Annotated in this window: 20 protein-coding genes and 1 riboswitch; of the genes, 13 read left to right on the top strand and 7 right to left on the bottom strand. The window is 46.4% G+C overall.

The window, feature by feature from the left end; genetic code table 11:
- Nucleotides 1–25 precede the first annotated feature (25 nt).
- Nucleotides 26–1,027: a porphobilinogen synthase gene (gene hemB / locus A28LD_RS05030; protein WP_040487066.1), complete on the top strand. Its 1,002-nt coding sequence runs from the start codon at nucleotides 26–28 to the stop codon at nucleotides 1,025–1,027.
- Between the two features lie 33 nt (nucleotides 1,028–1,060).
- On the opposite strand, the gene A28LD_RS05025 is transcribed toward hemB, so the two are convergent.
- On the bottom strand, nucleotides 1,061–2,542 hold the full coding sequence (locus tag A28LD_RS05025) for a Ppx/GppA phosphatase family protein (RefSeq protein ID WP_007419986.1): 1,482 nt from the start codon (nucleotides 2,540–2,542) through the stop codon (nucleotides 1,061–1,063).
- 53 nt (nucleotides 2,543–2,595) lie between these two features.
- Nucleotides 2,596–3,858 (bottom strand): ATP-dependent RNA helicase RhlB, encoded by a 1,263-nt coding sequence (gene rhlB, locus A28LD_RS05020; protein WP_040487065.1) that lies wholly within the window; start codon nucleotides 3,856–3,858, stop codon nucleotides 2,596–2,598.
- Between the two features lie 99 nt (nucleotides 3,859–3,957).
- On the opposite strand from rhlB, the gene trxA reads away from it, so the two are divergent.
- The 11 genes from trxA (at nucleotide 3,958) to A28LD_RS04965 (ending at nucleotide 15,145) form a co-directional block, all read left to right on the top strand.
- Nucleotides 3,958–4,284, top strand: a complete 327-nt coding sequence (trxA, locus tag A28LD_RS05015) for a thioredoxin TrxA (RefSeq protein ID WP_007419984.1) — start codon at nucleotides 3,958–3,960, stop codon at nucleotides 4,282–4,284.
- A 431-nt stretch (nucleotides 4,285–4,715) separates the two neighbouring features.
- Entirely contained in the window at nucleotides 4,716–5,978 is a 1,263-nt protein-coding gene (rho, locus tag A28LD_RS05010; RefSeq protein WP_007419983.1) for a transcription termination factor Rho, read from the top strand.
- A gap of 256 nt (nucleotides 5,979–6,234) precedes the next feature.
- Entirely contained in the window at nucleotides 6,235–6,702 is a 468-nt protein-coding gene (locus A28LD_RS05005; protein WP_007419982.1) for a mobile mystery protein A, read from the top strand.
- Entirely contained in the window at nucleotides 6,702–7,295 is a 594-nt protein-coding gene (locus A28LD_RS05000) for a mobile mystery protein B (RefSeq protein WP_007419981.1), read from the top strand. Before A28LD_RS05005 ends, A28LD_RS05000 begins: the two co-directional genes overlap by 1 nt.
- A 110-nt stretch (nucleotides 7,296–7,405) precedes the next feature.
- Complete coding sequence (ubiD, locus tag A28LD_RS04995) at nucleotides 7,406–8,878, top strand: 4-hydroxy-3-polyprenylbenzoate decarboxylase (protein WP_007419980.1); 1,473 nt, start codon at nucleotides 7,406–7,408, stop codon at nucleotides 8,876–8,878.
- 3 nt (nucleotides 8,879–8,881) lie between these two features.
- A complete protein-coding gene (gene fre / locus A28LD_RS04990; protein ID WP_007419979.1) occupies nucleotides 8,882–9,586 on the top strand; it encodes an NAD(P)H-flavin reductase in 705 nt (234 codons plus the stop codon).
- 67 nt (nucleotides 9,587–9,653) lie between these two features.
- Nucleotides 9,654–9,763: riboswitch (TPP riboswitch) on the top strand.
- A 94-nt stretch (nucleotides 9,764–9,857) separates the two neighbouring features.
- Nucleotides 9,858–11,993, top strand: coding sequence for a TonB-dependent receptor (locus A28LD_RS04985; protein WP_007419978.1), 2,136 nt, complete (start codon nucleotides 9,858–9,860; stop codon nucleotides 11,991–11,993).
- Nucleotides 11,994–12,101: 108 nt separating this feature from the next.
- Nucleotides 12,102–12,356, top strand: a complete 255-nt coding sequence (locus A28LD_RS04980) for a YkoF family thiamine/hydroxymethylpyrimidine-binding protein (protein WP_007419977.1) — start codon at nucleotides 12,102–12,104, stop codon at nucleotides 12,354–12,356.
- Entirely contained in the window at nucleotides 12,349–12,957 is a 609-nt protein-coding gene (gene pnuC, locus A28LD_RS04975; protein WP_007419976.1) for a nicotinamide riboside transporter PnuC, read from the top strand. Before A28LD_RS04980 ends, pnuC begins: the two co-directional genes overlap by 8 nt.
- Before the next feature lie 29 nt (nucleotides 12,958–12,986).
- Nucleotides 12,987–13,778, top strand: a complete 792-nt coding sequence (locus tag A28LD_RS04970) for a phosphotransferase (RefSeq protein WP_007419975.1) — start codon at nucleotides 12,987–12,989, stop codon at nucleotides 13,776–13,778.
- A gap of 11 nt (nucleotides 13,779–13,789) precedes the next feature.
- Complete coding sequence (locus tag A28LD_RS04965) at nucleotides 13,790–15,145, top strand: hypothetical protein (RefSeq protein WP_007419974.1); 1,356 nt, start codon at nucleotides 13,790–13,792, stop codon at nucleotides 15,143–15,145.
- Nucleotides 15,146–15,200: 55 nt separating this feature from the next.
- Here the strand turns inward: A28LD_RS04965 and trhO are convergent, their stop codons facing one another.
- The 4 genes from trhO to pheA form a co-directional block, all read right to left on the bottom strand.
- Entirely contained in the window at nucleotides 15,201–16,121 is a 921-nt protein-coding gene (gene trhO / locus A28LD_RS04960; protein WP_007419973.1) for an oxygen-dependent tRNA uridine(34) hydroxylase TrhO, read from the bottom strand.
- A 172-nt stretch (nucleotides 16,122–16,293) separates the two neighbouring features.
- Nucleotides 16,294–16,767: a Dps family protein gene (locus A28LD_RS04955; RefSeq protein WP_007419972.1), complete on the bottom strand. Its 474-nt coding sequence runs from the start codon at nucleotides 16,765–16,767 to the stop codon at nucleotides 16,294–16,296.
- A 118-nt stretch (nucleotides 16,768–16,885) separates the two neighbouring features.
- Nucleotides 16,886–18,676 carry an ExeM/NucH family extracellular endonuclease gene (locus A28LD_RS04950; RefSeq protein WP_007419971.1) on the bottom strand — a complete coding sequence of 597 codons (1,791 nt, stop codon included), beginning with the start codon at nucleotides 18,674–18,676 and terminating at the stop codon, nucleotides 16,886–16,888.
- A 47-nt stretch (nucleotides 18,677–18,723) separates the two neighbouring features.
- Nucleotides 18,724–19,887, bottom strand: coding sequence for a prephenate dehydratase (pheA, locus tag A28LD_RS04945; protein ID WP_007419970.1), 1,164 nt, complete (start codon nucleotides 19,885–19,887; stop codon nucleotides 18,724–18,726).
- 232 nt (nucleotides 19,888–20,119) lie between these two features.
- Here pheA and A28LD_RS04940 point away from each other — a divergent pair, with 232 nt between their 5' ends.
- Nucleotides 20,120–20,713 (top strand): hypothetical protein, encoded by a 594-nt coding sequence (locus A28LD_RS04940; RefSeq protein WP_007419969.1) that lies wholly within the window; start codon nucleotides 20,120–20,122, stop codon nucleotides 20,711–20,713.
- A gap of 25 nt (nucleotides 20,714–20,738) precedes the next feature.
- Here the strand turns inward: A28LD_RS04940 and cfa are convergent, their stop codons facing one another.
- Nucleotides 20,739–21,851, bottom strand: coding sequence for a cyclopropane fatty acyl phospholipid synthase (cfa, locus tag A28LD_RS04935; protein WP_007419968.1), 1,113 nt, complete (start codon nucleotides 21,849–21,851; stop codon nucleotides 20,739–20,741).
- Nucleotides 21,852–21,996: the final 145 nt, after the last annotated feature.

Raw genomic sequence — 21,996 nt, 5'->3', positions numbered from 1 at the left:
CTACGACAAATATGGAGAGAAAATGATGTACCCATACGGTGGTTTTCCAGTTCGTCGCCTTCGGCGTCTTCGCCGGCATAATTTTAGCCGGCGCTTGGTGGCTGAGAACCAGCTCACTGCAGCAGATTTAATTTATCCCATGTTTGTTTTACCGGGTAAAGGCAAGCGCGAAGCGGTGCCTTCTATGCCGGGTGTTGAACGGGTATCAATTGATTTGCTCATTGCTGAGGCAAAGGAACTGCACGCGCTTGGTGTGCCGATGATTGCTATTTTTCCAGTAACTCCCGCTTCAGCAAAATCACTCATGGCGGAAGAAGCTTATAATCCGAACGGCTTAGCTCAAGAAGCTGTGCGTGCTATCAAAGCCGCTGTTCCAGAGATGGGCGTGATGACGGACATTGCGCTGGATCCTTTCACCAGCCACGGTCAAGATGGCATTATCGACGATGATGGTTATGTGCTCAATGATATGACCATTGAGATTTTGAAGTTACAGGCGATTTCACATGCGGAAGCTGGCGCTGATGTGGTAGCGCCCTCAGATATGATGGATGGCCGCATTGGCGCAATTCGCGAGGCGTTGGAAATGGCTGGCCATGTGAATGTGCAAATTATGGCTTACTCGGCAAAATATGCCTCGCATTACTATGGGCCCTTCCGCGATGCCGTAGGTTCTGCCGGTAACTTGAAAGGCGCCGATAAGAAAACCTATCAAATGGACCCTGCTAATTCTGATGAAGCTTTGCATGAAGTTGCATTAGATTTAGAGGAAGGCGCCGATATGGTGATGGTAAAACCGGGTATGCCTTATTTGGATGTTGTGCGCCGTGTAAAAGATACCTTTAAAGTACCAACTTTCGCGTACCAAGTGAGTGGTGAATATGCCATGCACATGGCCGCTATTGAAAATGGTTGGCTTGGTGAGGCCGTGATTCATGAATCGCTGTTAGCGTTCAAGCGTGCTGGCGCCGATGGGATTCTTACCTATTTTGCGAAACGTGTGGCTAAAGATCTTGCGAAAAAATAAACAATAGAAAGCTCAACTTAAAGAGTTTGGTGGCTAGCGTAATAGCAACCCGCCAAACTGCTCTTGCCACTCGCTCTCTGCGCGATAAAGGCTGCTTAGATAGGGGCTGTGTTCGAGGAAATCATTGGCAAAATTCAGCGTAATTTGATTGCCTTCAATACTTAGGCTTGCTTTCGCGATCATGGCATTGTTTCGCCGCTGGCAAGCCAATACAGCTAACCTTAGTAAACGAGCTAACCGTGCCAGTGGCAAATGCTCGGGCAGGGTTTCGGGCTGTTCATCATCATCAATAATGCCGGCTATCGCCTGTACCAATTCCAACAAATTTTCTCGTTGCCGAGCATTAAAACCTGGCAAGTTACTGTTCGCTACCAAGTAATGGCCGTGCGAACTGGCATGCTGATAGTTCAAACTTAAGCCAATTTCATGTAAATAGCTCACAGCGCGCAGTAAATTAATGGCTTCTTCTTCAGCAATATCGCACCAAGCTTGGGGCGCTTGCCGGTAATATTTCAGAGCTAATTCGTGCACGCGCCCCGCTTGCTGTCGATCAAGGTGGTAGGTGCGGGCAAGGCTTTCTAGGGTGCGCAGTTGCACATCAGGGTGCTGCAACTCCTCCAGCATGCCGTAAATCAATCCTTCACGAAGGGCACCTTCAGTAGCTTCAATAGTGTTGATACCAAATGCCCGAAAAATACCGATAAGAATACATAAGCCGGAAATAAAAGTTGGTTTTCGGCTTTCTTTTAAACCATGTAGATTCAGTGCTGCGATACTACCTTGTTGAATCGATTCAGTAAGTAGCTGTTCTAACCAAGGCAAGGTAATGCGCTCGGGCATGCGCCGTTCATGGGCTATTTCTTGCAGTGCTTTGAACGTACCCGAAGCACCAAGAGCGATATCCCACCCATGCTCTCTGTAGGGCTCTGCATGCTCACTTACTATGCGTTCAACTTCATTAATCGCAGCTTGGCAATTCGCCTTAGTAATGGTTTCTTTGGGAAAAAACCGACTTATCCAAGTAACACAACCGAAATCTAAACTCCGTAGAATATTCGCATCAAAGCCTTGGCCAAGAGCAAATTCAGTGCTAGCTCCACCAATATCGATGGCCAACATGCGGCCGTGATATGCAGTAGTATGAGCAATGCCTTGATAGATAGTAGCAGCTTCTTCTTCACCAGAAATAATACGTAAGGGGTGCCCCAAGGTTTCACGTACTTGGTTTAGGAAGGGGTCGCTATCTTTAAGTTTACGAAGAGTAGCGGTGCCAACCGCAGTGATGTTCTCTGGAGCAATATCGTTTACACGATCCGCGAATATGGCAAGGCACTGCAGAGCGCGTTCGCGCGCTGCAGAATCTAAACTTCCATCGGGTTTTAAACCACTGGCAAGGCGTACTTTGCGGCGTATCTTGGAAACCACTTGCACGGAGCCGGCCACTACCCGAACTACTAACATGTGAAAGCTATTTGAACCTAAATCAATAGCGGCGTAGTAATCCGTTGAGCGCATTGGCCGAGCTCCTTATGCATGCAATATTTTAGCAAAAAAATATTGTTCGTGATTTAGCTACGGCGTTGGCGTGGGCCTGAACTGCGCCGGCCATCTCTACCGCTTTGTAAACGCCGCTTTTGCGGAATATGCGGGCGTTTTAAATCACTTAACAGCGCTTCCGAATCGTATTTGGTTACTCCGATCTCGTGCTGAATATAGCTTTCGATAGCAGGTAAGTTATATACGTATTCTTCGCAGGCGAAGCTAATTGCTTTACCACTTGCGCCGGCACGGCCAGTTCGGCCAATACGGTGCACGTAATCTTCACAATCGTCTGGCAAATCATAGTTAAACACATGGCTAACCGCAGGAATATGTAAGCCACGCGCCGCTACATCGGTAGCAACTAGAATATCAATTTTACCAGAAGTGAAATCTTCGAGTATTTTAAGGCGTTTACGCTGAGGTACATCACCGGTAAGTAAGCCTACTCGATGTTTATCCGCTAAAAGCCAATGATACACATAGCTACACCCATGCTTAGTGTTACTAAATACAATTGCTTTTTCTGGCCAATCTTCTTCAATTAGCGTAAGCAATAGCTTAATTTTTTCTGGTTTCGAAGGATAAAATAATTCTTCTTCGATGCGCGCACCGGTCATTTGCTCCGGTTCAATTTCCACACTAGTTGGATCGTTCATTTGCTCGTAAGCAAGTTCACGCACGCGGAATGAAAGCGTAGCCGAGAATAATAAGTTCAAACGCTCTTCGGCAGGAGGCATGGCGCGTAGCATGTAACGCACATCATCAATAAAGCCTAAATCGTACATACGATCAGCTTCATCGAGCACCACAACATCAATGTTGTTTAGCTTGTAGGCGCCTTGCTTGAAGTAATCGATAAGGCGGCCACACGTACCAATAAGTACATCAACACCTTCTTGTAGTTCAGCGCGTTGAGAATCGTAACCCTCACCACCATAAACTACCGACATCTTCAGCCCGCAACTTTTTGCGATAGCTTCGGCATCATTAGCGATCTGAACGGCAAGTTCTCGCGTAGGTGCCATAACCAGAGCGCGTGGTTGGGTTTCACCCGGTACTCGCTGTGGGTGAGTCATTAAATGATTGAATAATGCGACGAGAAACGCGATAGTTTTCCCGGTGCCGGTTTGTGCTTGGCCGGCCACATCTTTTCCCTGCACGGCAATAGGCAAGCTCATTGCTTGTATTGGGGTACAGTACTCATAGCCGATTTGCTTTAAGGCATCTAGCACTTTAGGATGCAATCCCAATTCGGCGAATTGGGTTTCAGTTAAATGTTTTGTAGTCATAGGTTTCAAGTTTAACAGGTTTAGACTTGTATTAAAAAACAGAATATAATGCAATGCGTTAAAAATATACCCACGCATGCAACCGATTGGAGATGCAACATGAGTGACAATATTGTTCAGCTAAGCGACGAAGGCTTCGAAGCAGACGTACTAAATGCTGATCAACCGGTCTTAGTAGACTTCTGGGCCGAGTGGTGTGGACCATGTAAAATGATCGCGCCAATTCTCGATGAAGTGGCAGCAGAATACTCCGGCAAGCTGAAAATTGGCAAGCTTAATGTCGATCATAACAACGAAACTCCTCCGAAGTACGGTATTCGCGGTATTCCTACCCTGTTACTGTTCAAAAATGGCGAAGTAGTTGGCACCAAAGTAGGTGCAATGTCTAAAACTCAGCTAGCTGAGTTCTTGAACGAACACGTTTAAGCCTAATAAAACGCCTTTCCGTTTGCATAGATTGCAAGTTAATGCGGAAGGGCGTTTAAAAACTGGACGATTTTTACATTTAGTGTTATTTTTAATCCGCAGCATTTAATCCCTACTCGCTGCTGTCTGTGAACGAGCCCGTTGCAGACTTGAAATCCGAATATTTGAATTACACTTTTTCGATAGTTCGAGCTTGCGCCTTTTCGATTTTGTCATAAATGTTATTTATCATGTATGCAGATCCGAAAAATCACGCAAAGCGTTTAAACAACGGAACTCGCGAAAGGAAGCTTAGAAACGAATTTAAATACAATAAACGCAACATTGCTGGGCGCTAACAATTTAGCGTGCAAGTGAGTAAACCTTATGCAAATTAAGCGCTCATCAATCTTTGTTGCTCTCATCCAAAAACCTTGAAAACCAATCAAACTATGAATCTAACCGAATTAAAGAATAAGCCCGTTAACGAACTGGTAAACCTCGCCGCCGAGATGGGCCTTGAGAACATGGCGCGTTTGCGCAAACAAGATATTATTTTCGCGATTTTAAAAGCACACTCTAAAAGCGGCGAAGATATCTTTGGCGATGGCGCATTAGAAATCCTCCAAGACGGCTTCGGCTTCTTACGTTCAGCAGATTCTTCATACCTTGCTGGCCCAGATGATATCTATGTATCGCCAAGCCAAATTCGGCGCTTTAACTTGCGCACAGGCGATACCGTAGCCGGTAAAATTCGCCCACCAAAAGATGGCGAGCGTTACTTTGCGCTATTGAAAATTCGCGAAGTGAACTTTGATAAGCCAGAAAACTCGCGCAACAAGATATTGTTCGAGAACTTAACGCCATTGCATGCCAACGAACGTTTGCGCATGGAACGAGGCAATGGTTCTACTGAAGATATCACGGCCCGTATTCTTGATTTAGCTTCGCCCATCGGTAAAGGCCAACGTGGTTTGATTGTTGCACCACCTAAAGCCGGTAAAACGTTACTACTGCAAAACATTGCACAATCAATTGCGGCGAATCACCCTGAGTGCGAACTTATGGTATTGCTAATTGATGAGCGCCCAGAAGAAGTAACCGATATGCACCGTTTGGTGAAAGGCGAAGTAGTTGCATCAACCTTTGATGAACCCGCTAGCCGCCACGTGCAGGTAGCCGAAATGGTTATCGAAAAAGCCAAACGATTGGTAGAGCATAAGAAAGATGTTGTTATTTTACTCGATTCAATTACCCGTTTAGCGCGCGCTTACAACACCGTTATTCCAAGCTCAGGTAAAGTACTTACCGGTGGTGTGGATGCCAACGCATTGCACAAACCGAAGCGTTTCTTCGGTGCGGCACGGAATGTTGAAGAAGGCGGAAGCTTAACCATTATTGCAACGGCATTGATTGATACCGGTTCAAAAATGGATGAAGTAATTTACGAAGAGTTTAAGGGTACCGGTAACATGGAACTTCACTTAAACCGTAAAATCGCAGAAAAACGCGTGTTCCCAGCTATTGATTACAATCGTTCGGGTACCCGCCGCGAAGAATTGTTAACTACGCCAGATGAACTTCAAAAAATGTGGATTCTGCGCAAAATTGTACACCCAATGGGTGAAATCGAAGCGATGGAATTCCTTATCGATCGTTTGGTAATGACGAAAACTAACGATGAATTCTTCGATTCAATGAAGCGTTCGAAGTAAGCTTTTCGCGTTACTCGAAAACCGCTCTACTTGCCTTTCGTGTTGGAACAACCAGCATAGAAGGTAGGTAGGGCGGTTTTTTTGTGCGTAGAGGTAACATCAGCTACTTGGAAATTAACTGACTCTTAACGCTCAATTGTATATCTATTAATATTCATTTTATTTTTATAAGTATATCTATAGATTGACAATTAAGATATATATGTCTATGTTTTGATATGCGGATAATCATTAAACGTCTATAAGGTGATGTACAATGAGTGTGAAAAGTACAGTTAGAAAGCAATATGTGCAAATCATAAATAGCGCTGCACAGCAGCTTGCGTCACTTAAGAAGCCGTCTGAAGGGTGGCTTTCAGTGCTTCGTAAAGCCTTGGGCATGTCGGGAGCACAAGTAGCGATGCGTGCTGGCGTTACTCGCTCAGCCATTCATCAGGCTGAGCGTAATGAGGCCAACGGTGCAATTACAATCAAACAAATGCAGAAGTTTGCCGAGGCGATGGGCGGACGTTTCGTTTATGCCATTGTTCCTGAACGAGGAGAGGTAGCGGATATTATTCAGCTACAGGCACGCCGCAAAGCCGAGGCACGAGTTGTGCGCGCAAGTGCTCACATGGCTTTGGAAAATCAATCATTGACGAGCAAACAGCAGGCACAACGTATAAACGATCTTGCTGATGAGCTTATCCGAGAAATGCCCTCTGACTTCTGGGAGGTAAAGTAATGTTCCAAGAGCCTGATGGAGCTACCCCACTCGATCCCGATGAAATGCTAGGACTAAAATTTAAGTACGTTACAACTCGCGGCGAGCTGGATGAACTGGAGCAAGCTAATATTGAAGATGGACTTTCTTGGGTATCTCGCCGGCGAGGCGGTTCAGTTTTTGATGATGGCTTTATCAGAACATTACACAAAAAGCTTTTCGGTGATGTTTGGGCATGGGCAGGCGAATATCGCCTTACTGAAAAAAATATCGGCATCGATCCGTTTCATATTCCAGTGCAATTACGACTGTTACTCGATAATGCGAGTTATTGGCTAGAAAATCAGACTTTTCCGCCCCTTGAGGCGGCCGCTCGATTTCATCATCGTTTGGTACAGATTCACCTGTTTCCTAACGGCAATGGTCGTCATGCACGTATTGCAACCGATATCATGCTTGAGGAAATGTACGACCACCCACCAATTGCTTGGGCAAGCGGCTTTAACTTACAAGCCGACAATGAGCGCCGTCAAAACTATATTGCTGCTCTTCGCGCTGCAGATGCTGGAGATTTTCGGGCTCTATTGGCGTTCGTTGATACACCTGGTTACTAAAAAGATTTGGTTTGTAGGGATCCGATAATATAGCTTTCACCGTTCTTACAGATGATTGCTGCGGCGAAACTGATATACTTCATTTACTCTTCACTGAATTGGCAGTTTGCATGAAATATCGTGATTTACGTGATTTTATCGCGCAACTTGAAGCGCGTGGTGATTTAAAACGCATTTCTCAAGAGATCGATCCGTATTTAGAAATGACGGAAATAGCCGACCGTACTCTGAAAGCGGGCGGCCCTGCGCTACTTTTTGAGAACCCGAAAGGCCATAGCATTCCGGTGCTTGCCAACCTTTTTGGTACCCCAGAGCGGGTTGCTATGGGTATGGGGCAAACCGATGTTGCGGCATTGCGCGATGTGGGTAAGCTTTTAGCGTATTTGAAAGAACCTGAGCCGCCGGCTGGCTTTAAAGATGCCATGAGTAAGTTGCCGCTGCTGAAAAAAGTGTTAAGCATGGCTCCGAAAGTATTGAAGAAGGCTCCTTGCCAAGAAGTGGTGCTCGAAGGTGATGCGGTAGATCTGAACAATATTCCAATTCAACATTGTTGGCCGGGTGATGTGGCACCGTTAGTAACTTGGGGCCTTACGGTTACTCGTGGGCCGCAAAAGAAACGTCAGAATCTCGGGATATACCGGCAGCAGCTCATTGCGAAGAATAAGCTGATTATGCGTTGGCTCAGCCACCGTGGTGGTGCCTTGGATTTTCGTGAGTTTTGCCAACAAAATCCGAGTAAACGCTTTCCGGTTGCAGTAGCGCTTGGTGCCGATCCGGCTACTATTTTAGGGGCGGTAACGCCGGTGCCCGATACCTTATCGGAATACGCGTTCGCCGGGCTGTTGCGCGATAGTAAAACCGAAGTGGTGAAATGCTTAAGCAATGATTTGCAGGTACCAGCGCACGCAGAGTTTGTGCTTGAGGGCTATATTGAAGCGGGCGAAACCGCGCCGGAAGGGCCGTATGGCGATCACACCGGTTACTACAATGAAGTAGATGAATTCCCAGTGTTTACGGTAACCCATATTACCCACCGTAAAGATCCAATTTATCACAGCACTTATACGGGCCGGCCACCTGATGAGCCTGCTATTTTGGGTGTGGCTTTGAACGAAGTATTTGTGCCAATTTTGCAGAAGCAATTTCCAGAGATTGTAGATTTTTATTTACCGCCGGAAGGCTGTTCCTACCGAATGGCCGTAGTAACCATGAAGAAATCATATCCTGGGCACGCCAAGCGCGTAATGCTCGGTGTGTGGAGTTTCTTGCGGCAGTTTATGTACACCAAGTTTGTTATTGTGTGCGATGACGATGTAAACGCCCGCGATTGGAAAGATGTTATTTGGGCCATTACCACGCGCATGGACCCAGCACGCGATACGGTAATGATTGAGAATACGCCAATTGATTACCTTGATTTCGCCTCGCCGGTTTCTGGCCTCGGTTCAAAAATGGGCCTCGATGCCACCAATAAATGGCCGGGCGAAACCGATCGCGAGTGGGGCACGCCAATCGTAATGGATGAGAACGTAAAAAAACGTATTGATGATCTTTGGGACGACCTCGGAATTTTGGATTCTTAATTTATGCCAATAGTTGAAAGTAAAGTTCGCCGCTGTGAAGCGGTTAGTGAGTTTGTGTTTGTGGTAGAACTAGAATTGCCAGAACCTATATCCTTTGTGCCAGGGCAATACCTAATGGTGGTGATGGGTGATGGCGATATGCGGCCATTCTCTATCGCTTCTACGCCAGCGGAAACTGATTTCGTTGAATTGCATATTGGTGCTACGGCGGATAACCCTTATGCATGGGAAGTAATCGAAAAAATTCGTTCGGAGGGCAAACTTACTATAAATCTGCCAAGTGGCGATGCTGGCTATTTAGCGGGTAGCACGCGGCCGTTGTTGCTGCTTGCTGGTGGCACTGGGTTTTCGTATACGTGGTCGATATTACAAGCGCATTTAGCCAGTGATAATAAGCGGCCTATTACGCTATTTTGGGGCGGGCGCAAGGCCAGCGATTTATATATGCATGAAGAACTGCAAAAGCTTGCCGTTAGCGATTCTCGTTTTCACTATGTACCTGTGGCCGAAGAAGTTAACAGTGAGAATTGGCCAGGCATTAGAGGGCTACTTATTCCTGCCGTGCTAGAAACCGTTAAAAACCTGACCGACTACGATGTGTATATAGCCGGCCGTTTTGAAATGGTGCGAGTGGCGCGTGATGCGTTTTACGCCGAAGGCCTGCCGAAAGAACAACTGTTCGGCGATGCCTTGGCGTTTATTGAATAGTACAAGGAAGCTTGCAAAGAGCCGCGCATTCGTTATACTGCGCGGCGTTGCAGTGAATAACTGACAACAATTACCAAAGGGGTGCCGAGCTTTTTATAAGCGAAGGCTGAGATACGTAGTGAACTCTTTGTACCTGATCCGGTTAATACTGGCGTAGGGATTGGTAATCAGCACCCATTGTTGGCGAACTTGAAACAGCGCTCGCAATCTCACCAATACAGCGTTTAACCGGATCTCATCTTTAAAGCATTACCAAAAGAAGAGATCCCAAATGAAAATTACACGAACTTCCCTCGCGGTTGCTACCGCACTTTCTACAGCACTCTTTACAGCACTATCTGTGAGCACTATTGCAGTTGCTGAAGAATCATCTACAGATACTAAAAAAGATATTGAACGCATTACGGTTACTGGCGATTTCCGCAGCCGTGGCATTGAAGATGTAGCCGCCAGCGTTTCCGTTTTATCAGCCCATGATTTAAATAACCGGGCCGCTGCGCACATTGAATCAGCCTTAATGATGGCACCGAACGTGAATCTAGCTTCGGGCGCTTCACGGGCTAGCTTTATTCAAATTCGTGGTATTGGCGAGCGCAGCCAATTTGTTGATCCTATTAATCCTTCAGTAGGCTTGGTTATCGATGGTATCAACTACAGTGGCCTTGGTGCTGCCGGCACGTTGTTTGATATTGGCCAAGTTGAAGTGTTCCGTGGGCCGCAAAGCACTCGTTTTGGCGCCGATGCTATGGCAGGCATGGTTTACTTGCAAAGTGAAGAAGCCACCTACGCGCCATCGGGCCAGGTAGAAACCATGTGGGCGAATTATAATTCGTATGCGGCGGGCGTTGCCTTTGGTAATCGCGTTACCAATAACTTGGCTGTGCGTGGTTCGCTATACTCGAATGTAAGCGATGGCTTTATGGAGAACATCCACCTTAATCGCAAAGATACCCAAGATATTGATGAGCTAACCTTGCGTTTGAATGCAGTTTGGGATGTAAGCGATGATTGGGTGTTGCAGCTTACTTATCATCGTTTTGATATTGATAATGGCTACGATGCGTTTAGTTTAGATCGCACCCGTGAAACCCTTTCCGATACTCCAGGCCGCGATACTTTAGATAGCCACGCGGGCCGAATAGCGGCTACCTATACCGGTGCAACGGGTTATGAATTGCAGCTATTTGCGAGCTACTTGCAGGCTGATTCGGAATATAGCTTTGATGAAGATTGGGCTTTTGAAGGCATTCGCCCAGGTTGGGAATACAATTCATTTGATGCCTATTTCCGCGAGCGCGATCAATTAGAGCTGGAATCTCGCCTACTTTCGGCTGCACCGATTAGTTTGTTTGGTGTGCAAACCGATTGGTTAGTGGGTGCTTACTTTCAACAGCGAGATCAAGATTTAACGCGCGAATATACTTATCTCGATGCGCCATTTGCTAGCACCTACGATACCGAGCGCACTGCGGCTTACGCTGAATTACAGCAAACGCTTACCGAGCGCTTGCGTTTAACTTATGGTTTGCGTTGGGAACGTTACAGCAACCAATATCTAGATAGCCGAGGCATTGCGGCGGCACCGAGCGATAGCGCTTTGGGTGGCCGTGCTAGTTTGGAATATAGCCTAGCGCCGATGCAGCAAGCATACGCTAGCCTTACCCGCGGGTTTAAAGGCGGTGGTGTAAATGGCGAAGCGTTGGGCCGGGTGGAAGATCGTAACCTTGAAGATCACCGTGAATTTTTAGAATCGCGAGCTACCTTTGCACCAGAGTATCTAACCAGTGCCGAGATTGGCTACAAAGCTTTCTTACCTGATTACAACTTACGTGTGCACTTGAACGCTTTTTATAGCTGGCGCGATGATATGCAAGTTAACGCCTATGTAGAACGCAGTGCAGTGTTTGTTACTTATCTAGATAATGCTTCTGATGGCAAAAACTACGGTGTTGAAGCGCAATTTGATTACCTGCCAAGCGATTCAATGCGGGTGTTTTTAAACCTCGGTTTACTTGCTACTGAATTTAACGATCTTGTATTGCAAGATGGCACAAATTTAGCGGGCCGTGATCAGGCGCATGCGCCGAGCTATCAAGTAAACTTAGGCACGGAATTGTTATTACGTGAAGGGCTTACGTTGCGTTTAGAAATGGATGCCCGCGATAAGTTCTATTATTCCAATAGCCATGATGAGCAATCAGAAAGTTATCAGTTGTTTCATGCGCGTTTGAATTACCAGTGGCAAAACTGGGAATTCAGCTTATGGGCACGGAATTTATTTGATAAAGATTACACCACCCGCGGTTTTTACTTCGGTAATGATCCGCGTAAAGAGTATACGCCTGAGAACTACGTGCAATATGGCGAGCCGCGCCGGGTAGGTATTACTGCTCGATACCGTTTCTAATTTCGCCTTACTTTCACCTTACTTTCGCTTTACTTTCGCGATGACAAGAGGAGAGGCTTTGGATGTGTGAGCCGAAGCTTCTCCTCACCCTGATTAAGGAAAAAAATTATGCAGTTATCAGCTGAAATTAGTTTGTATCCGTTAGCCGATGAATACCGCCCAGTTATTCAAGAATTTGTAGAACGTTTGGCGGAACATAAAGAACTGAGCGTGAAAACTAACACCATGAGCACGCAGATTTTCGGCGAGTATCGCTCGTTAATGACAATTCTTACCGATGAACTGGAGCGGGTTTATCAACAAGTTCCAGCGCAGGTGCTTGTTTGTAAATTTATAAACCGCGATTTGAATCCGAATGGATAATCTATTAGAGCTGCTGGCGCTTTCATCGCCGGCAGAATTAGTGGCTGTTTGTTTAGCTATTGTTTATGTGGTTCTTGCTATCAAGCAAAGCCTTTGGTGTTGGCCGGCTGCCGCCATTAGTGCCAGTATCTATACGGTATTATTCTTTACTGGCCGCTTGTACATGGAATCTGTGTTGCAGATTTTCTATGTGATCATGGCAGGCTACGGCTATTGGAGTTGGGTGCGCAGTAGAGAAAACACTAAAAACACCCTAAGAATAAGCCAGCTTCGGTGGCAGTGGCATGCGTATTGGGCGCTCGTGCTAGTGGCGGTAAGCTTAATGCTTGGGTTTGCCTTGAACCGCTACACCAACGCCGATATGGCTTACATTGATACCCTAACTACTGTATTTAGCTTTTTCGCTACTTTTTTAGTGGCCAGAAAAGTATTAGAGAACTGGTTATATTGGGTAGTGATTGATGTAGTATATATTGGCCTCTTCTGGGTGAAGGGCTATCATGCTACGGCATTGCTGTTTGTTGTTTATGTAATCATGGCAGCGATCGGTTATTGGCGTTGGCGTCAAGATTTTCAAGCGAGTGTGAATGCTGAAACCTAGATAACTATTACAATAAAAGGAAGAAATCTATGGCGTTTCCAACCTGGTGTCTGGCCCATTTGCCGGTACATGGTGTTTGGAAAACTCGGTCGGTAGGCGAAGATTTAGCCAATTCAACCTGGTGTATCGAAAGTGATGAACATTGCTTTTTAGTGAAGCAATATGCCCACGATAGTGCTTTTGGCCGAATAACCGGAGAAGCCGTAGCAACTGATATTAAACTTGCCGAACTTGGCATCGCGCCCGCTATTATTTTTGCCGATAGCGGGCGTGGTGTTGTAATTACCGAGTGGCTATCTAGTGAACCACTTGCTGCTATTTTCGATCCAGAAGCCCGTGCTCAGAAATTGGGGTTGGTGCAACAGCAAATTCATCAACTAACCCCAGATATCAAACCGTGGTCTTTATGGCAACGAGTGATGGGCTATTGCGATGCGTTAGAACAACTTGAACCTCGCTTAGGTGCCCAATCGCGCGAAGATTGTGAAAGCTACAAAGATCTTTTTGCTGCTTGGCAAATGGGGCCACGCGTATTTTGCCACCATGATTTAAACGCCGAGCACGTTTACCCCGAGCCAGAACCCAGAGTTATTGATTGGGAGTACGCCGGTTATGGCCATCCTGGCTTCGATGTAGCTTCCACCATTGTTATCAATGATTTTTATGATGATGAAATCGAGGTGTTTTTAGAAGCCTACAATGCCGAAGCGCAAACACCGGTGGCACGTGAAGAACTGCGTGATTGGATACGCCTTATAGCCCTTATTAATCGCATTTGGTTTGCATTGCAGAATGCGTTAGCGAATGATGGGGATAGCTAAAGGAGCGTAAAATGAGCAAACAATCGCAGGACGATATCACCGATCGTATGTATCAATTCTTAGCGGAAGATGAAGATGCACGGGTATGTAAAGATATTCCCGATGAAGCCTGCGGCGAGCAACCCACATCATTTGTGCTCCACCTCTTATCATTAACGCTTACAAAGCTGGGCGATTCGCTAGTAAGTGCGCGCTTGGTTTTACCGTGGATGCTTTCCGTGGTTGGCGCCCCAGCGTTTTTCATTAGTATGTTGGTGCCTTTGCGCGAATCCCTATCGTTGCTACCGCAACTTTTTGTAGCCCAACGCATGCGCGAACGGCCAGCGCGTAAATGGTTCTGGGTAGCAGGCAGTGTTGGGCAAGCGCTTGCGTTGTTATTTATGGCCTCAGGCTTTCTGATGCTAAGTGATTATGGCTTATTAGGCTGGCAAGCGAGTGCCACAGCCTTTGGCTGGTGGGTGATTGCTTGGCTGATTGTTTTTAGTTTATCTCGGGGTATCTGCTCGGTAGCGAGCAAAGATGTATTGGGAAAAACCATATCGAAAACCCGCCGTGGAAGGCTAACGGGCTTAGCTGCAACAACCGCCGGGGTGCTTACCTTAGCTACCGCTGTGATTATTATATTTGCCCCTGAAGTTGAAGGCAGTTACCTGCTTTTCATTGCGCTTTTGGCGGGCGCTGCGGTGCTGTGGCTGCTGGCGGCAATAAGCTACGCGCGCATTCCGGAAACGCCAGGAGCTACTGTTGGCGGCGGCAATGCGATAACTGAGGCGATAAAATCGATAGCATTGATTTGGCAAGATAAGCAATTCGGCCAGTTTGTGGCTACACGAGCGTTACTCGTTTCGTCCGCGTTCTCGATACCCTATATTGTTGTGCTGATCCAACGCCAGAGCGCCGGAGAGCTTACCGGTTTAGGCGGTATGTTGCTCGCTAGTGGTTTAGCGGGCATGTTGGCAGGGCGTTTTTGGGGGCGCTGGTCGGATAGTGCAAGTAACCATGTTATGGCCGCTGCCGCCTTTATGGCCTCTGCGGTAATGGCACTCACCTTGGTTATTGATTTCACTGCGCAAGCTTGGCTTGGCCAAGTATTGGTGGGAGGCGGTTTAATATTCCTAGCTGCGGTAGCCCACCATGGCGCGCGCGTAGGCCGCAAAACCTATCTTGTTGATATGGCCAACCAAGAAAACCGAGCGCAATACACTGCTGTAAGCAACACGGTGATCGGTATTTTACTGCTGCTAGGCATGCTGCTCGGCGTGCTCGATGAATTAGCCGGAACTCATGCGGTGCTCGTGCTACTCATCGTTGTGGGCGTAATAGCCGGCGTTCGCGCACTTACGTTACCGAACGTAACCGATGAATAAATAAAAACGCCGAGCTAAGCTCGGCGTTTTCGTTCATAAAATTGAAGCTCTTGTACTAACCTTCCAAACGCCCATCACGAATGTGTTTTTCGCCGCGCGCTTTGGCGAGTTGAACTTGCTTCTCACGTTCGGCGAAGCGTTCTTTTTGGCTTGGCGTGGTTTTATCAAAACAATGCGGGCAGCTTACGCCTTTTTCATATTGCTCTGATTGCATTTCTTCTTCTGTGATTGGCATGCGGCACGCGTAGCACTGATCGTAAGAGCCTTGCTCCAAGCCATGCTTCACGGTTACACGCTGATCGAATACAAAGCACTCGCCATCCCACATGCTCTCTTCGGCTGGCACTTCTTCCAAGTATTTCAAAATACCGCCGTGCAGGTGATACACCTCGTTAAAACCAAGCTCTTTCAAATATGCCGTAGATTTCTCACAGCGAATGCCACCGGTACAAAACATGGCTACTTTCTTGTGCTTTTCTTTATCGAGGTGCTCTTTTACGTAATCAGGGAATTCCCGGAAGGTTTCTGTTTTTGGGTTTATAGCGCCTTTAAACGTGCCCACTGCATATTCGTAATCGTTGCGGGTATCGATAAGTAATACTTCGGGATCGCTAATAATGCGGTTCCACTCTGCGGGCGCCACGTAAGTGCCCACGATATTTTTAGGATCTACCCAATCGAGGCCCATGGTTACAATTTCTTTTTTCAATTTAACCTTGGTGCGGTAAAAAGCCTGGGTTTCGCTAGGTGATTCTTTGTGCTCGAGATCGGCAAAGCGGCTATCACTTTTCAACCAGTTGAGCACATTATCAACAGCATCGCGGGTACCACAAATAGTGCCGTTAATACCTTCGCGAGCGAGTAAAAGGGTGCCTTTCACTTCATTTTCAGCCATTACATCAAATAACGGCTGGCGGAGTTCTTCATAATCATTGAGCTCTACGAACTTGTAGAGCGCTGCACAAATATATTGCATCACTTTTTCCTTCGGCTAGCTGAATCGTAAATTCAGTGCGGTTAACTTGGTGCGTATAAAACGCGGGCGCATTATAGCGAATAAAAAATCGCCTCGCTACGCTTCAATCTAAACAAAAAAGCCACGGCAGCGTTTGCAAACCGTGGCTTTCAATTTGGTATTTATTTGAGGTTTAGCCTAAATATGAAGTAAGCATCCAAGCTGTTTTCTCTTGTTGAGAAATGTAATCACTCATCAACGCCACGGTGCCTTCATCGCCAAGTTCTGCGCCCTCAGCAAGAATTTCACGTTGCAGCTGGATTACCGCTTTGTAGCTTTGCAGAATATTTTCTACACATTCACGGCCATCATGCACATCTTTCGCTTCGGCGATATTGCTTTGCTCAAGATACGCTGAATAAGCATGGCGGGGGCGCTGGCCCAAGGTAAGAATGCGCTCGGCTACTTCATCGATTTTTAACAGTAAATCGTTGTAAGTTTCTTCAAATTTCACATGTAGTTCGAAAAAGCGTTCGCCGCGCACATTCCAATGGAAACCACGAACATTCATGTAAAACACTTGGTAATTTGCCAAGAGTTGGTTCAGTTTATCAGCCAGTGCTTTCGCACCTTGTGCTTCCAAACCTATAACATTTAATTGTTGCATACGTTTACTCCTTTCCCGTGCGTCAAAAAAATTCCCAACGCCGTCTTTCATACTAATAACACTAACAGCTTGTTCCGTGATTGCTAGCGATACTTATCAATCATAGCATTCGCTTTTATTAATGAAGTTGCGTTGAATCAATAATCGTAATAATAGGATCATGATCTGAAGAGCGGAACGGCGTTGGTGCATATAAGTGCTCCTGCTGCCATTCAGTTTTATCATCAATATCATATTGAAACGCAATGGGCTCATCGGAGTTTATTAACCAATGCGCCATGCCCTGAACCGCACCCCAAATCGAATCATGCACCAATACATGATCTAAGCTGCCTTGCTCACCACGAAATACATACGAATACCCATCGGTATCATAATAGTTGGCTAAGTTAGGAAAACCAGCGCCCGCTAACGCAGCAAGAGGATCTTCCATTTTGTATGAATTAAAATCACCGAGCACGATATAGTTACTGTGGCTTAAATCTTTCGGGTTACTAGCAAGCCATGCAACGAGTGCTTCGGCCGTTTCTACCCGCAACTGGTTCCAGCATGATTGGCCATCATTTTGATTGGCATTCACATTACTGCTATCACGTGGGCAGCTACCTTTAGATTTAAAGTGGTTAGCAACAACTGCAATTTCTTTACCCGAACTATTTACGCTAAAGTTTTGCAGCAGCGGCGGGCGGCTGCCCCAGCTGAATGGGCCTTCTTCTGTCCATTGCGCTGCACCTTTCGGTGTAACCCGATCATTGCGGTAAATAATGGCTTGAGTAATAGCATCGCCGCCAACTTTGTCAGCGTCAGCGCTAACGAATGAATACGGCGAACCTTCTGTGGCACTGTTTAAACCACGGGTTAAATCAGCAAGGGCACTGAATTCACCAAACCCATCGTTTTCCATTTCCATAAGCGCATAAATATCGGCGTTTAATTCAATCATGGTGGCTATGGTTTTAGCCCGCTGGCGTTCGAACTCTTCAGGGGTTTCAGCGCCACGCGGGGTTGGAAAATCACCGCCTTGGCCATCGCCATTAAAGTAGTTCAATACATTGAACGCTACCACGCTTAAATCGCCTTCAGGTAATTCGGGAACACCTGTGCGCGGGTTCAAGCTATTAAAAGTAGGCTCTACCACTGGTTGAATATGGTAGCTATTGCCAACCCGCACCAGAATACCTTCAATGCCAGTAATTTCATCACCACTGCGCACTGGGTTAGCCATGCTCAAGCCCCCGTTGGGATAACGAATTTGCTCCGGGTTCTCAACCCATGAGCCATCATCTAGCACCAAGCGGCGAGCGTTGTTGTAAGTGGTGCGAACCGAAGCATCGGGGCCCGGTTGTTTTACTTGTGTTGCTGTCCATAGGCGCTCGGTAGCGATATCTAAAGTGCCAAAGCGTGCAAGCTGGTAGTGCCCAATAACCACCATTGGGTGCTCAAGGGTTACACGTTGAAATAAGTAACTATCTAAGGTTTCATTTTGCTGCAACGGCAGGCTCACGCGCACTTTGCTTATTTCGCCAGTGCCACAGTTGGCAAAATCACTGATGTTGGTTAACTGCCAACCACCGTAATATGAATCTAGATTCCCGGTTACTTGAATTCGTTGGCCTTCAGTAACATCACCAATTAACGCGCTATCTTGCACAAATGCAGCGCCGGTATCACCTTGAATGAAAAAGCCTTGTAGCTGCTGTTCACCTTGAAAAACACCGTGTACTACACCATTCACAGTTACATTGCTGGCTTCGTTTTGGGGGCCCAAATCAGCAAGGGCTGTAGTAGGGTTAGCACATTGCTCGGCAATAACATTGCTGCGTTCAGAAGTGCTGTAGGTTCCCGAGCAAGCACTCAAAGTAAAAATGGCAACGCTTGCTGCTGAAAAACTCAGTAATTTAAAATTCATAAATTTATATCCAAAGTAATTTCGTTAAGTGTAGCTAAGGTGTGAAATTAAGCGCGAGAATTTTGTTCCGGCGCAATTACCCGAGTAGCCTTTACGCGTTCATCAGCATAACTGCCTAGTACTTTAATAAAACGTGTCATGGCTTTTAGTTCCCGCAGTGCATCTTGCCATTGTGGGCTTTGTTCATGCACCGCTAAATCAACATAGAATAATTCTTCCCAAGGATTACCCGGCATTGGCCGCGATTCTAACTTAATTAAGTTGAGTTCATGCTGGCGTAAGATAATCAGCGCATCGGCGAGTGCGCCCGGCTGATTATGAGTGGCCATTATTAAGCTAGTGCGTGCGGGTACCTGCTGCGGAACATGACAAGCCTCCCGTTGAATTAAAATAAAGCGTGTTTGGTTACCGGGCTGGTCGGCTAAGTTTTGTGCCACGGCTACCAAGTTAAATAGAGCGCCGCCGCTTTGCGAACCTAAAGCTGCAATACCGGGCTCTTTACTACTGGCTGCCAACTCCATAGCGTGAGCAGAAGAAGGACAAGAGAGCACGATTACATTCTCTAAGTGGCTTAAATACCGCGAGCATTGAGCAATAGCTTGAGGGTGGCCATAAATTGTATGAATTTCTTTATCTTCATCGCCTTTGCTAACCAGTAGTTGGTGTTCAACCGAAAGGTAGGTTTCTGAAACAATGTGTAAATGGGTGTGGCGCAACAAATCGTAGACTTCGTTGATCGAACCCGATGTTGAATTCTCTATCGGTAAAATACCAAGGGTTGTATTACCATCTTCCACAGATTTCAAAACATCGTTAAAGGTTTCGCAGGAAACACCTTGTAAGGTGCATTGGCGCCGATGTGCATAACCTTGGGCGGCTAAATGAGAATAACTGCCAGCAGTGCCTAAGTGGGCAATACTTAAGCTTCCGCTGCCATCGCCTTGCTGCATCCAAGCTTGTTGGGTAAGTACTGAATCTTCGATAATAATTTGGTAAAGGCGGGTTAAGTAGCCGGCATCAAGGCCGAGTTCGCTACCGAGTTCCATGAGCCGCAGCAATAAAGAAGCTTCGCGCTCGGTATCGCGCACAGCTCCGGCTTGCTCAGCTTTATTGCGAGCAACAGCTAAGGCAACTTCGCGGCGTTCGGCGAGAGCCTCTAGAATGCGCCGATCAATATCTTCAATGCGCGTTCGAAGCGTTTGTAAATCCATGGATATCGCCCTCAATTGAAGCTCTTTTGCCGATAATCTCGGCAGCAGGCCAACTATAATCTACTGAATTAATGAAGATACCATGAAACTTGCAGAAATTGGCGTGAGTGCGGATAAATACACACATGGAGCTTAGCTTTTTGAAAAACTCGCTGAAAAATTCGGTTGCTCAGGTTACAGTGAGGCAAGCGAATATTAAGTTGAGCTAAAAATTGAACCAGTGAGGAATAATATGCATCGTTCAAAATTGATGATTCGGGGCTTATGTGTTGCAGGAGCTGTTACCTTAGCAAGCGCTTGCACCGCGCCAGATGAGCAACCGCAAAAAGAGTTTTTTGCGGCACTACAAAGTTTGTGTGGTAATGCTTACGCTGGCGAACGAGTGGTTGAACGCCCAGGCCGCGATTTACTGGCAGGTAACGAGGCACTTATCGTGCACTTTCGGCAATGTTCGGAAAATCAGGTGTTAGCGCCATTTCATATTGAAAAGCCAGAAAGTAATGATTGGGATAGATCGCGTACTTGGATTTACACCCAGTATCACGATCATTTAACCCTGAGCCACGATCATCGTGAGCCCGATGGTTCGCCTTCCGAAGAAACCGATTACGGCGGTGCCACAATAGATTCGGGCACGGCTGAACAACAGATGTTCATTTTCACTGATCGAACGGGTGAAAACGGTGAAACCCTTGGTTGGCGCATAGAAATAGTGCCCGGTGAACGCTATAGCTACGGCACCATGGCCGATGGCGAGTGGACATGGCGAGTAGATTTCGATTTAAGCGAAATTATCGCTGCGCCACCCGCACCTTGGGGTTATTAATTTCAAAAATTAAAGTGAGTGCTCGCTAACGCGGGCACTCGTAACCACCAATGATTCCCTTCGGCGAAAGCACCCACTGCCACAGCTGAATATCACGAGAGCGAAATGCGCCTGCACAAGAAAGCAGGTAGTAACGCCACATCCGATAAAAGCGCTCACCGTATTGGTCTTTAAATTCAGGCCAAGCGGCTTCAAAATTAGCATGCCATGCCATCAGTGTTTTATCGTAATCCGCACCAAAGCTATGCACATCTTCTACTACAAACAAACCTTCGCTAGCTCTACTAATATGCCGCATCGAAGGTAATTCTCCGTTTGGGAAAATGTATTTTTCAATAAAAGGATCGGGCATAGTATCGCCCACATTACGACCAATAGTGTGTAACAAAAAAAGGCCCTCGGGTATTAAGCAGCGCTTCACCACTTGCATATATTCACGGTGGTTTTTCGGCCCTACATGCTCGAACATGCCCAAGCTTACAATTCGATCAAACGGTTCATTCATATCACGGTAATCAACTAAACGAACCTCTACGGGCAAGCCTGCGCAGTGTTCTTCAGCAAGCTTTGCTTGCTCCCTTGAGATAGTAATACCAACACATTTAACGCCATAGTTTTCTGCCGCGTAACGAATAAAGCTACCCCACCCACAGCCGATATCGAGAACACGCATACCGGGCTTTAATCCAAGTTTTTGGCAGGCTAGTTCAAGTTTAGCTTCTTGAGCTTGATTTAGATTTTCAGCATTTTTCCAATAACCGCAGGTATACACCATGCGGTCGTCGAGCATCTTCTTATAAAAATCATTGCCGATATCGTAATGCGCTTCGCCAACCTGCCATGAACGACGGTGGCTCTGAAGGTTAAAAAAGCGGTTTTTCAAGTAGTGAAAAAGCAATCGAGAAGGTTTTATTTTTGTTTGAACTTTATTTCGCAAGAGGTGGAAAAAGAATTGATCAAGGGCATCGCAATCCCATTCGCCATCCATATATGATTCGCCGAGGCCTAAATTACCGCGGGCTAATGCTTGGGCAAAAACACGTGAATCATGAAGCTGAAAATCCCAATCACGCTTGCCGTTTACTTGTATATCGGCCGCGAGCAATAGCTCTTCTGCAAGGCGATAAGATGAGTTCATGCGTTACGTCTCCTGTTCCTGGATATGTGTATTTCGCTAAAAACTTCGTGTTCTATATCAACCAATTTTGTTTCTTTTCTAGACACATGCACATCAACAGTAGCAAAAAAAATTCTAATTTGTAGCGCATATGCAGCGATTTACC

This window comes from Idiomarina sp. A28L, from assembly GCF_000218785.1.
GTDB lineage: Bacteria > Pseudomonadota > Gammaproteobacteria > Enterobacterales > Alteromonadaceae > Aliidiomarina.
Note: the sequence above shows the minus strand (reverse complement) of the source record. Positions and strands in the feature narration are given on the sequence as shown.

Bases quoted from the DNA above. Each gene is read 5' to 3' on its own strand.
- A28LD_RS04955 (WP_007419972.1), bottom strand. From the start codon at position 16,767: ATGCAACAATTAAATGTTATAGGTTTGGAAGCACAAGGTGCGAAAGCA.
- trhO (WP_007419973.1), bottom strand. From the start codon at position 16,121: ATGCAATATATTTGTGCAGCGCTCTACAAGTTCGTAGAGCTCAATGAT.
- pheA (WP_007419970.1), bottom strand. From the start codon at position 19,887: ATGGATTTACAAACGCTTCGAACGCGCATTGAAGATATTGATCGGCGC.
- pnuC (WP_007419976.1), top strand. From the start codon at position 12,349: ATGGATAATCTATTAGAGCTGCTGGCGCTTTCATCGCCGGCAGAATTA.
- fre (WP_007419979.1), top strand. From the start codon at position 8,882: ATGCCAATAGTTGAAAGTAAAGTTCGCCGCTGTGAAGCGGTTAGTGAG.
- rhlB (WP_040487065.1), bottom strand. From the start codon at position 3,858: ATGACTACAAAACATTTAACTGAAACCCAATTCGCCGAATTGGGATTG.
- hemB (WP_040487066.1), top strand. From the start codon at position 26: ATGTACCCATACGGTGGTTTTCCAGTTCGTCGCCTTCGGCGTCTTCGC.
- A28LD_RS04985 (WP_007419978.1), top strand. From the start codon at position 9,858: ATGAAAATTACACGAACTTCCCTCGCGGTTGCTACCGCACTTTCTACA.
- A28LD_RS05005 (WP_007419982.1), top strand. From the start codon at position 6,235: ATGAGTGTGAAAAGTACAGTTAGAAAGCAATATGTGCAAATCATAAAT.
- A28LD_RS04980 (WP_007419977.1), top strand. From the start codon at position 12,102: ATGCAGTTATCAGCTGAAATTAGTTTGTATCCGTTAGCCGATGAATAC.
- A28LD_RS04965 (WP_007419974.1), top strand. From the start codon at position 13,790: ATGAGCAAACAATCGCAGGACGATATCACCGATCGTATGTATCAATTC.
- A28LD_RS04970 (WP_007419975.1), top strand. From the start codon at position 12,987: ATGGCGTTTCCAACCTGGTGTCTGGCCCATTTGCCGGTACATGGTGTT.
- A28LD_RS05000 (WP_007419981.1), top strand. From the start codon at position 6,702: ATGTTCCAAGAGCCTGATGGAGCTACCCCACTCGATCCCGATGAAATG.
- trxA (WP_007419984.1), top strand. From the start codon at position 3,958: ATGAGTGACAATATTGTTCAGCTAAGCGACGAAGGCTTCGAAGCAGAC.
- cfa (WP_007419968.1), bottom strand. From the start codon at position 21,851: ATGAACTCATCTTATCGCCTTGCAGAAGAGCTATTGCTCGCGGCCGAT.
- A28LD_RS05025 (WP_007419986.1), bottom strand. From the start codon at position 2,542: ATGCGCTCAACGGATTACTACGCCGCTATTGATTTAGGTTCAAATAGC.
- rho (WP_007419983.1), top strand. From the start codon at position 4,716: ATGAATCTAACCGAATTAAAGAATAAGCCCGTTAACGAACTGGTAAAC.
- A28LD_RS04950 (WP_007419971.1), bottom strand. From the start codon at position 18,676: ATGAATTTTAAATTACTGAGTTTTTCAGCAGCAAGCGTTGCCATTTTT.
- ubiD (WP_007419980.1), top strand. From the start codon at position 7,406: ATGAAATATCGTGATTTACGTGATTTTATCGCGCAACTTGAAGCGCGT.
- A28LD_RS04940 (WP_007419969.1), top strand. From the start codon at position 20,120: ATGCATCGTTCAAAATTGATGATTCGGGGCTTATGTGTTGCAGGAGCT.